Source organism: Salinivibrio sp. MA427, from assembly GCF_001996115.1.
In the GTDB taxonomy this organism is placed as follows: domain Bacteria; phylum Pseudomonadota; class Gammaproteobacteria; order Enterobacterales; family Vibrionaceae; genus Salinivibrio; species Salinivibrio costicola.
In genome coordinates this window covers 1-11165 of record NZ_MUFH01000063.1, presented here as the reverse complement: position 1 = coordinate 11165, position 11165 = coordinate 1, and the positions used below count along the sequence as shown (strand labels likewise).

At 48.4% G+C, this 11165-nt stretch carries 9 protein-coding genes; 4 read left to right on the top strand and 5 right to left on the bottom strand.

What is annotated here, in order from left to right; genetic code table 11:
- The first annotated feature begins 78 nt into the window (after positions 1–78).
- The gene (locus tag BZG79_RS06535) at positions 79–1467 is read left to right on the top strand and encodes an amino acid carrier protein (protein ID WP_199877586.1); all 1389 of its coding nucleotides are present in this window, start codon (positions 79–81) and stop codon (positions 1465–1467) included.
- A 120-nt stretch (positions 1468–1587) separates the two neighbouring features.
- Here the strand turns inward: BZG79_RS06535 and BZG79_RS06530 are convergent, their stop codons facing one another.
- From BZG79_RS06530 to BZG79_RS06515, 4 genes are all read right to left on the bottom strand, one after another.
- Positions 1588–2583, bottom strand: a complete 996-nt coding sequence (locus BZG79_RS06530; RefSeq protein WP_021022971.1) for a chemotaxis protein — start codon at positions 2581–2583, stop codon at positions 1588–1590.
- A 223-nt stretch (positions 2584–2806) separates the two neighbouring features.
- The gene (locus tag BZG79_RS06525) at positions 2807–4063 is read right to left on the bottom strand and encodes an FAD-dependent oxidoreductase (protein WP_077660890.1); all 1257 of its coding nucleotides are present in this window, start codon (positions 4061–4063) and stop codon (positions 2807–2809) included.
- Positions 4060–5439 (bottom strand): FAD/NAD(P)-binding oxidoreductase, encoded by a 1380-nt coding sequence (locus BZG79_RS06520; RefSeq protein WP_077774006.1) that lies wholly within the window; start codon positions 5437–5439, stop codon positions 4060–4062. The genes BZG79_RS06525 and BZG79_RS06520 overlap by 4 nt, the downstream gene beginning before the upstream one ends.
- Positions 5432–5773: a (2Fe-2S)-binding protein gene (locus BZG79_RS06515; protein WP_077460894.1), complete on the bottom strand. Its 342-nt coding sequence runs from the start codon at positions 5771–5773 to the stop codon at positions 5432–5434. The genes BZG79_RS06520 and BZG79_RS06515 overlap by 8 nt, the downstream gene beginning before the upstream one ends.
- Positions 5774–6114: 341 nt before the next feature.
- Between BZG79_RS06515 and BZG79_RS06510 the strand changes: the two genes are divergently transcribed.
- From BZG79_RS06510 to BZG79_RS06500, 3 genes are all read left to right on the top strand, one after another.
- Positions 6115–7254, top strand: a complete 1140-nt coding sequence (locus tag BZG79_RS06510; protein WP_077774005.1) for an aldehyde dehydrogenase family protein — start codon at positions 6115–6117, stop codon at positions 7252–7254.
- Between the two features lie 139 nt (positions 7255–7393).
- Positions 7394–7897 (top strand): hypothetical protein, encoded by a 504-nt coding sequence (locus BZG79_RS06505; RefSeq protein WP_077774004.1) that lies wholly within the window; start codon positions 7394–7396, stop codon positions 7895–7897.
- A 369-nt stretch (positions 7898–8266) separates the two neighbouring features.
- Positions 8267–9850: a S8 family peptidase gene (locus tag BZG79_RS06500; RefSeq protein ID WP_077460896.1), complete on the top strand. Its 1584-nt coding sequence runs from the start codon at positions 8267–8269 to the stop codon at positions 9848–9850.
- Positions 9851–9985: 135 nt separating this feature from the next.
- Here BZG79_RS06500 and rihA read toward each other — a convergent pair whose 3' ends face one another.
- Positions 9986–10921: a pyrimidine-specific ribonucleoside hydrolase RihA gene (rihA, locus tag BZG79_RS06495; protein ID WP_077774003.1), complete on the bottom strand. Its 936-nt coding sequence runs from the start codon at positions 10919–10921 to the stop codon at positions 9986–9988.
- Positions 10922–11165 lie beyond the last annotated feature (244 nt).

Sequence of the window (11165 nt, the reverse complement as noted above, 5' to 3'; positions counted from 1 at the left end):
ATTTGTAGCTGGGCGTGACTCGCTGGCTTGTGGTAGGCGCTGAGCGATGGCTGCACAATCAAAGGAAGGAATTCGCAGATGCTTGAAGAATGGATTAATGCCTTCGTCGGCTTTATTTGGGGAAAGCCCATGCTCATCTTACTTGTCGGGGGAGGGATCTTTTTTACTCTATACGGCAAGTTTACGCCATTTCGCTATATGGGGCACAGTTTAACACTCCTTACAGGGCAGGTTGATGATGGCTCGGGGCATGGTGACTTATCGCATCGAAAGGCCTTGGCAGCTGCCTTGTCGGGGACGCTTGGGCTGGGCAACATTGCTGGCGTCGCTTTGGCGCTCAGTGCGGGTGGTCCTGGCGCGGTATTTTGGATGTGGTTAACTGCGTTACTGGGTGTGTCGACGAAATTCTATACCTGCACACTTGGCGTGATGTATCGCCACAAAGACAGCGAAGGTCGTGTACATGGCGGACCCATGTACACGGTGCGTAATGGCTTGGGTAACAAGTTTAAATGGCTCGCGGTGTTATTTGCTATCGCGGGATTAATGGGCTTTGTTCCCTCTTTTCAGATTAATCAGCTCGGCGCGGTAGTCCAAACACAACTGTTTCCAGGGATTGAGTGGCTAGAAAGTACGGCCTTTTCGTGGGGGCTGGGTATTGTCTTGGCTATTTTTGTCGGGTTGGTGATTTGGGGCGGCTTGAAGCGGGTTGCGGACGTTGCTGGCGCACTGGTTCCCCTGATGGCTGGAAGTTATATGGTGATGGCGATTGTAGCTTTGCTGCTTAACGCAGAGCGTGTGCCGGCGGTTTTTCAATCCATTTTTGCTAGCGCCTTTTCGCCTGATGCTATGTTTGGTGGCTTGATCAGTGTGATTATTGTTGGTGTCAGTCGAGGCGCTTTCTCGAATGAAGCAGGGATTGGCACTGAAGTGATGGCTCATAGCGCGGCTAAAACCAATGAACCGGTGCGCGAAGGCTTAGTCGCAAGTCTCGGGCCAATTATCGATACGTTAATTGTATGCAGTTGTACCGCTTTAGTTATCTTAGTTACGGGGGTATTGGACCAGGCTGACGGCATGCAAGGTGTCAGTTTGACGATGGCTGCTTTTAAAGCCGCATTTGGTGCGCCTGGTGCATGGCTATTAGCCGCACAAGTTTTGGTGCTGTCTTTTACCACTGTATTTACGTTCTGGTATTACGGGTATAAGTGTTTTGTTTATCTGTTTGGCGAAACGGCAGGACAGTACTACAAGTACTTATATCTCTCATTGGTGGTGTTAGGGGCGGTTGTATCATTGGATGTCGTCTTCTTATTCTTGATCGGCGCTTATGGCCTGATGGCGGTTCCTACAATGGTCTCTGGGCTGTTATTGGCACCAAAAGTCAATCAGGCGGCGAAAGCCTATTTTTCAAGTCAGGCATATAAAGGGGCAGCCCAGGTTCAGTCTCGCGCGCCTCATCATTAAACCGCTGTTTTTGTTATAGCCGAAAGAGCAAAATCAAAAGGCTGCCTATGTTCGGCAGCCTTTTTTATCAAAGTAGACTGTTTTCTATCGAAGAAGGCAATGCTTTCGTGCGTATATGTGTTAGTCATCCAGCGGCGCACCAAACACATACTTGTCAACCAAGCTAACCATACGCCCAATCTCAGGTTTTGTAATGGTGTCGTTTGCACCGAGCTGCAAGGCTTTCGCGCGGTTATCTTCACTCATAATGGATGAGAACATAATAATTGGCATGGTTTTGTAGGCGTCTGTTTCACGTAGGCGCTTGACCAAGTGCATACCGTCCATCCGGGGCATTTCAACATCTGAGACAATGGCATCGACAAATTCAGTGATGGCGACGCCTTCTTCTTTTGATATACGCTCAAACTCGATCAGTTTTTCGAACGCTTCACCACCGTCTTTGGCGGAAATAATATTAAAGCCGGCTGAGCGGAGGGTGTTTTCGATCAAACTACGAATAAAGGCGGAATCATCGACGACCAACGCGGTTTTAGCTTCGCGTTTTTTAGCGCTAGACTCGGATATATTGACGCTTCTATCCTGAGTGACATCGTATTTTTCCATGCTCAATTCAGGATTGATGTCAGCGATGATTTTTTCGAAGTCTAAGATCATGATCAGATTTTTGTCTTTACGTACCACAGCAACCACACAATCTTGCTCGCCAGCTTCTAAAAACTGGCTAGGAGACTCAACGGCTTCCCATGAAATCCGATGAATGCGGCTGATACTATCGATCAAAAAGCCATTGGTCATATTGTTGAAATCGGTAACGATGACAAATTTGTTATCTTTTTCTGGTCGTGTAGGCACCCCCAACCAGCCAGCGAGATCAATCAATGGGGTTAGCTTGTCGCGCGATGAGAACACACCAATCATGTGTGATTGTGCATTGGGATAATCCGTTGTTTCAGGGACTTGAATGACTTCACGAACCTTGGCCACATTGATACCGTAGTAGCAAGTTTTGGTGCTACCGTCAGGAAGTTGTTTTATCAAGTGGAACTCGATGATTTCGAGCTCATTCGTCCCACTTTCCGTTAGTATTTCGTTCTTTGATGGCTCGTGATTCATGCCTACCACATTTCCTTTCGATAACAGCGAACAACGCTGATGTGAGCTTACGTTTGGTCAGTATAAGCCCGAGATCGTTAAAGCGACAATATTTGCGCATCAATCAAACGATGATCTGTGGCCTATCGCGCTAATTGATGTATCAAATACGTCATCCAATCACAGGCTTTTAACATAAGAGACGCTAGCATAATGCAGATTTTACCTGCGGATAGATGAAAGGTTAAGGCAATGCTACGTCCAAATGATAGTGACCAATCATCTTTCCTTGGTCGTCTAAAAAGCGCGTGTAGGAGAACGGCTCAAGATCGATGGTGGTTGGCATACCACGCACGACTTCATTGATGACTTTCCCTGTGATGGCAGAGGTCAACATTCCGGTACGAAAATGCCCACATGCATTCAGGTAACCATCAATACCCGGTACTGTACCTAGGATCGGGAGTTCATCTGGTGAACCTGGACGTAAGCCTGCCCAGCAGCGCTTGATGTTCATCTTTTTCAGCTCAGGGATAGACTTCATGGCGCCTTGTGCCAGCTGTTTGATGTATTTCATGTCTGTGGTGGTATCAAAACCGCGCTCTTCGGTGGTTGAGCCAATCAGGACTTCGCCGTTATCTTTTTGGGCGATGTAACAATCACTGGTGGTCAAACAGCCATTTAAAAGCTTAGGTAGCTTCTCGGAAACGATCACTTGGCCTTTGACTGGGAAGACAGGCATTGGCATCCCCGTTGCCCACAAGCTGAGTTTTTCCGCCCATGCGCCACCGGCGTTGATCATGGTGCCACAACCTAGCTTACCGTTTTCTGTCTCAACCGCGACAACCCGGTTACCTTGTCTCACCACGCCCGTGACTTTGGTATTAAGATATAGCTCGACACCGTTCTGCCGTGCTGCTTCCAAATAGGCCTCGTTGAGGCGATAGGGGTTGATTTGGTGATCCCCCTCAAACTCCATCGCACCAATTGCAGCGCGCGACACGTTAGGCTCTTGTGCGTGAAGATCGTCTTGAGACACCCAGCGTACATGCTCTTGGCGATCAGGAATGGCGGCCGCAATATGTTCGGCATAGAGTTTGTCGTATTTATCAAACATGACAAACTTCAAACCGGTACGCTCAAACTTAAAGTCCACACCGTGATGCGTCATCAGGTCATCATACAATGCCGGATAGAGCTGGTTAGACAGCATCGCCATATCGAAGAACGGCTTGGGCATAATGTGCGGTTTGATCTCTGGTGATCCCCCTTCGCCGCTTTCTTGCATCTGCTTAGAAAGGGTTTTAAACAGGATAACGCCGCAGCCAAGGCCGGTTGACTCGCCCATCGCCCATAGGCCACCGGCTGACGCACGTGAGGCATTTCCGGGGTATTTATAGTCCACAACGGCGATGGATAAGTCGCGCTCGCGGCTTAAATGATAAGCCACCGATGCGCCGATCACACCGCCGCCACAAATTACGATGTCGTACTGTTTCATGCGTCATCCTCCAACGCAGCAAAAGGAATAGGGTCGAGTGGGAATCGAGGGCGAATCAAAGGCTGAGGCGACGTCGTGCTCTCATTGAGTCGGTCGTAGCAATAGTGCGCACAGGTTTTTCCTTGGCAGTCACCCATGGTAACGCGGGTACGCATTTTCAACGTAATCACATCCTTGACGCCTTGATTGATGGCGTTATCAATGTCCGCCTTTTTCACTTGCTCGCAGCGACAGATCACTGTGTCTTTTTCCGGCAAACTGAGCAGGCCTGGGCGACGGTAGCCTGCCGTATCAAAGCCTTTACGGAAACGGTAGCTCTTTTCGAGCTGATGACGTAGAGCCTTAAATTCATTGTCAAGATTAGGCATTGAAATATTGCGTGCCTTCAGTGCGGAGCACGCTGCAATCTTTCCTTCCAACATGGCGGCTTCTGCGCCGGCAAATTTCACGGTATCACCGGCGCAGTAAACATTGTCGAGACTGGCTCGTTGCCACTCGTCCACCACGGGGATCGCCCCGCTCATGTGATCGTACTGCATATCTAGTCCCATCAGTTGTGCGAGCTGAGAGCGTGCCGCAAAGCCGTAACCCACACCAAGTACATCAGCATTTATGGTTTCGGCACGGCTAACATCTGGGTGCCAGTCTTTACTGTAGGGGGCTACCGTAACTTGCTCGACTTGAGGATCACCTGAGGCTTTGACTACGCCCCAACCGTAATGCATCGGGATATGGTTGCGTTTGAGATACATCATCATGGACAGACCATCTAGCGCGAGCTGTGGACGGTTGAGGAGGGCGAGCGTTTCACGTGCCAAGTCTTTGAATGGCATCGCTTCATAGATACCCGCGATATCACAACCAGCTTTGTGAAGTTGACAAGCAACCAGTACAAGCAAAGGACCTGTGCCGGTGATCACGCAGCGGTGACCGGGACGGACTAAGCCACTTTTTATTTGAAGCTGGATACCCCCGAGAAGCATCACCCCAGGCATATCCCAGCCGGGAAAGGGAATGCTGCGCTCTTGGCAACCGGTGGCGAGGATCAACTGCTCGTAGTCAATCGTTGATAGCGTGTCTTCATGAGCAGTGAGGAGGTGTTGATCCGCCATTGGCCCCAGTACCCGCGTCAAACTACGTAGGTCAATCAAATCCTGATGCTGGCGATATTGTTCGCGCAGGGATTGTGACGTGGCCTTCCATTTATCATCCAAATGAGGCAGCGCGTCAGTATCTCGCCATGGACCACGGTAGACGACGCCACCGGGTTTGGGCGCTTCATCAACAATAATACTAGCGACCTTGTGCTTGGCCAGTGTGACCGCTGCAGACAGACCGGCAGGTCCAGCACCAACAATAACAACAGGTTTAGACATGGGTTTCTCCTTGCTCGACGGTACTGCTTTCAAGATCCTTGCTCTCAACCACAATGTTGGCTTCAGTGCGGACATCCATATCCGGTTGCACGGCGACTTGACATGCGCGTTGTTTATGGCGGCCGTTGATTTCCAGCGTACAGCAATGGCATACGCCCATGCCGCAATAGGCACTGGCTAATCGGCCATAATCATTTTTAGATAGCGCACGGATATTGCTCGCAAGCAAGGTGCTTAGCACGCTTTCTCCAGCGATGGCAGGAACAGTCTCGCCATTGACACGGATTGAGAAGGTTTGACCAACTGCATCGGTAATGTCTTGGGATCGTTTCATCGTTTTAATTTGCTCATTCGTATGTTGTCGGGACAGTGATGACTCCCACTCAGTCTGTTTAAGTGAGCGGACCTTATTGTCTTATTTGTTAGGCGAGGCGTATAATAAACTTGCTTTGTGAATATGTAGTTACTTTTTGTTTCGCATTTGTTATCCCTCACAAAATATATGGAAATAATGATGATGTTGTGAGCTTTATCATGATAACGATCAGGTTTGCGCGGAGAGGGGCCTGTGAACAGTAACGCTATATCGGTCAATCGCTGTTGCGTAAACAAGGTGGCTATGTCATCAATGAAGAAGTGGTTTATCGCGATCTTGTATCGGTAGAGGAGGCAAGGATGACAGAGTCAGGCTCACAGTGGTTGGAAACGGTTAAAGAGATGCGAGAGACATTCGACGCGCAAAAAGAACAGGTATCTCAGCGACCTTTTTTAGAGTACAGCCATCGCCGTGACTCGCTGCTGCGCTTACGTCAGGCTATCAAGCAAAAATCGCCTGTACTACAACGAGCCCTTAGCGACGATTACGGCCACCGTGCTTTTGGTGATACCGAAATCGCTGATATTTTGCCACTGATACACCAAATTGATTATACCCGTCGCCGATTAAAACGATGGATGAAGCCGCAAAAACGGCGTCCTGGGATTACCTTACTCGGAACTAAATTGGCGGTACACCAACAGCCAAAAGGGGTAGTTGGGATTGTCGTACCGTGGAATTTTCCAATCATGCTGGCAGTCAGTCCATTGATTTGCGCCTTAGCGGCCGGCAATCGGGTAATGCTCAAGCTTTCGGAGTTCACACCGAACACCAATCGGGTATTACGCGAGCTCATCGCGGATGTGTTTAGCCCTAAGGAAGTGGCCGTGATTGAAGGGGAAGTGGAAGTGTCGCGTCGCTTTACCGAATTAGAGTTCGATCATCTATTTTTTACCGGCTCGACCCAAGTTGGACGCCAGGTCATGCTGGCTGCAGCTGATAATTTGACGCCGGTGACCCTTGAGTTGGGGGGTAAATCTCCCGTGATCATTGATGATCAGATTGATATGGACGTCGCCGTCTCGCGGCTTATTTACGGAAAGTGCTTAAACGCTGGGCAGATATGTGTTGCCCCCGACTATGTGCTTTGCCCTGAACATCGGCAAGAAGCGTTTATCCACGCCTACCAACAAGCGTTTCGTGCCATGTATCCTGATTTTGAGGCCAACCAAGACTACAGCCAGATCGTTAACCAAACTCAAGTAACCCGGCTAGGGATGGGGATTAATGGAACCTTGTTTCATGTTGCTGCCGAAGATGCGCCTTTTGGCGGTATTGGCGATTACGGCATGGGACATTACCACGGTATTGAAGGCTTTTACACCTTTAGCCAGAGTAAAACCGTCCTCACCCGCGATAAATGGGACACCAGCTTTTTAGTCAAACCGCCATACAACCGCTGGTATAAACGCTTAATGCGCTGGTGGTTGCTCAGATAATTAGGAGTATCTGTTTTGGATTGTCTTCCGATTTATACATTATTCGGTTAAATCACTAAACTTTTTAGGGGAATTGATCTATACCTTTGGTTGTTACATAAGTGTTAAAATCGATGCGGGCAACCAAGGGAGCAACCTAATGGCTTTTTCAATACAACCCGATTCTATGCTGCCAGATATTAGCAATCATGAACGAGCAATGGTCGAGCAAGAGGTAAAGCTCGCCGTCACCGATGCTAATGGCAAATCACTGGGGTATTTGGCGATGGTGCCCGATGCGCAGCGCTTTATTACCTTAACCCAAGATAACGCAGAGGCGTTGAGTTTTATCAAAACCCCATGCAGCGTTAATGCGGGCTATTATCAGTGGTCGTTTTTTTATGACGATATTGAATATGGCCTGGATTGTTTAATTGAGCCGGACAGAAACAAGTGTCGACTTTATGCCAACGATCACGCTGCGGCTGCGTCCTCATGGAAGCTCGCTTATCAAGGAGAACTTGGCCCTTTAATGATTGCAGCGCCTATCTCTGCCATTGGGCCGGGTACGCGTATCGCTGTCACGTCTTCAGATACTGAAGTACCTAATGTGTTAGTGGGCGCGCTTGATGGCGGCGTGTTGATTCACGAAGAATCTGCCTAACAAAAAAGCATTAAGAAATATGTAATGAGCCAGCGAAACCGCTGGCTTTTTTCTGTTCACAGAGATCACTAATAGGCTGTGAGTCCCAATTTAGTTTTCATATAGAGTGTGGTGGGTGTCTAAAATAAAGGACTAACAATGCCTAGTTAAAAAGTGTTAGATGTGAGTGAGCTGAGTCAATTAACGCATTGTAAACAATTGGTTAAAAAATGTTTGGCTGACAAAAAGGTCAATAATACTAATGAATCTCCTTAATAAAGTGATTTTCACTACGGAAAAAACAGCCTTAGTTGTATAGCTTTAAAGCGTTATTGTTGATTTTTGTAGGCAATAATTGCTAATACATTTAACCATTGTAAGGAATACAATATGTTAAAGCATGCTCTTAGCTGTTGCGTCGCGTCGGCGCTGATGGCGGCATCACCCACAGCACTATCTGAACAACATGAAGGTAAACAAGGCGTCTCTCAGCAGCAAACGCTAGCGCCATTGATGGTTGCGGCGGAAAACCGGGGGATTGAGGATCAGTACATCGTGGTACTCAAGCAGCCAATGACTCTGAGTGATGATCCGCAAGCGTTGAAAACCTTTACTCAACAAGCCGTGTCTAGCATGGTTAACCAACATGCGGTTAAGGTAGAAAAAGTGTTTGATCGCTCGTTAAGTGGGTTTGTAGCTAAGCTCACACCGGCACAATTACGTGCATTACGCATGGATTCGCAAGTTGATTTTATTGAACAAGATAAGACCATTTCATTGGACCCGGTGATTACCCCTGACGCGAACCAAAATAACCCTGTTTGGGGGTTAGATCGTATTGATCAGCGCAATCTTCCTCTAGACAACAACTACAGCACTAACTTTGATGGCACAGGTGTCACTGCTTATGTTATTGATACTGGTGTGACAACGTCACATGTTGAGTTTGGTGGTCGTGCACGCTCCGGATATGACTTTGTTGATAACGATCAAGATGCGACTGACTGTAACGGCCACGGTACGCATGTGGCTGGCACCATTGGCGGTAGTCAATACGGAGTCGCTAAAAATGTCGATATTGTCGGGGTGAGGGTGCTCAGCTGTAGCGGTTCGGGGTCGACGTCCGGTGTGATTGGTGGTGTCGATTGGGTAGCAGCCAATGCGAATGGCCCGTCAGTGGCAAACATGAGCCTAGGTGGAGGCGTATCAACAGCGCTCGATCGTGCCGTTGCCAGTGCGGTACAATCTGGCGTGAGTTTTATGCTAGCAGCGGGTAACTCCAATGCTGATGCCTGTAATAGTTCGCCTGCACGAGAGCCAAGCGGTGTCACTGTAGGATCTAGCACGATTCGCGATACCCGCTCTAGCTTCTCAAACTGGGGAAGCTGCTTGGATGTGTTCGCCCCAGGATCGGACATAAAGTCCGCTTGGTATGATGGGAGTTATCGCACCATCAGCGGCACCTCGATGGCGACCCCTCATGTTGCTGGGGTTGCTGCCTTGTACCTACAAGAAAACAGCAGTCTTTCGCCTGTACAATTAGCGAATTTAATTAGCAACCGCGCGAGTGTCGATAAAATTAACGACCCTCGTGGCTCCGTCAACAAACTGTTGTATAGTCAAGCCGATAGTAGTTGTGAGCCAAATTGCGGTACAGAGCCTGATCCTAAGGGTGAGCTTAAAAATGGTCAGGCGCTAACAGATATTTCGGGTGGGCAAGGCGCCCAGCGCTTCTTCTATGTTGATGTAGACGCTGGGCAACGCCTCACGGTGAATATTAGCGGCGGCTCAGGCGATGCTGATTTGTACCTGCGCTATGGCTCAAAGCCAACCTTTAATAACTGGGATTGTCGACCGTACAATTACGGTAATAGCGAAGTGTGTACCGTGCAGAACACCCAGAAAGGTCGCTATCATGTGATGTTGAACGGCTACGCAGCATTTAGTGGTGTCAGCGTGACCGCCCGTTACTAGGCGTTTGTTGGCAATAAATAGCATTCGCTGCACGACAAGTGATGAATAGTAAGATACCGAGTTAAACGCGCGGATATGATCCGCGCGTTATTTATCAGACTTGCCGAAAACCTCTTCGTTTAGGTAGGAGAGCAGTCAATTGTAGTGGCGTATACACTTACACAGTAAATCGATAAACCCTTCTCGGTTGATTGCCATTGCAACCTCGGCATTGGCTGGATTACCTGTAACTTGATAACGATCGACCACTGTCATACCTGTTGTCAGTGCTCCCTGAGTTTCTATACCCACCCAAACGGATTCACAGTCAAAAAGCTCAGGCTTGACTAACCACGCAATCGTGCATGGATCATGTAACGGTGAGCCATCAAGTCGCCATTTAGGATCGCGATGGTAGTGCATAAAGAAATCAAGCCACCCCGCGACAGTTTGCGCGACAGGATTATTAATGGCTCGGATAGACGCCACGTCTTCATCTTTGACTAGGGCTTGATGGGTCACATCTAACCCAAACATGGTTATGGGGATCCCTGCACGGAAAACACAGTCTGCCGCCTCAGGGTCAACATAAATATTAAATTCAGCGGCGGGTGTCCAATTGCCAAAAGTCACGCCTCCCCCCATCAATACAATCTGCTTAATTCGGTTGGTCAGATCAGGGTAGGCAGCGATAAGTAACGCCACATTCGTCAATGGACCTGTTGCAACCAAGGTGACCGGCTGATCGCTTTTTTTTAAGACACTGGCCATCAGATTAACAGCATTATTAGGATCAGGATCCATCATAGGCTCTGGCAGCTCAGGACCATCCAAGCCCGACTCGCCGTGAACATTATCGGCAATAATCAAATCACGGGTGAGCGGTTTATGTGCCCCACCCGCAATGGGAATATGCGATTGTTGCAGTAAGGTGAGAATGCGCCGTGCGTTGTAAAGCGTTTTATCAGGGGTTTGGTTGCCCGCACTGGTCGTCACGGCTTTGATATCGAGTTGCGGTAATGCACAAGCCATTACCAGTGCAATGGCATCGTCATGTCCCGGATCACAGTCAATAATAATGGGTTCATTCATAAACAACCTATCCCGTTGAGGTAAATATCCGTTGAATCATGCTTAGGATAAATGTGTTTCTGCACTGTGCTTGTGATCCCTTTCGCTAAACAGCCATGTCGCGCGAGATGTAGTCGCGCGAGATGTAACATGTGCGTGATTTATCATCAAAAAATGAGATGTAAACAGTTACAGTTTGTCAACAACAAGCAAACGAAAATGTGGTTGTTGCATTGTTTTGCAAACAATTCAATCAATCTAATTA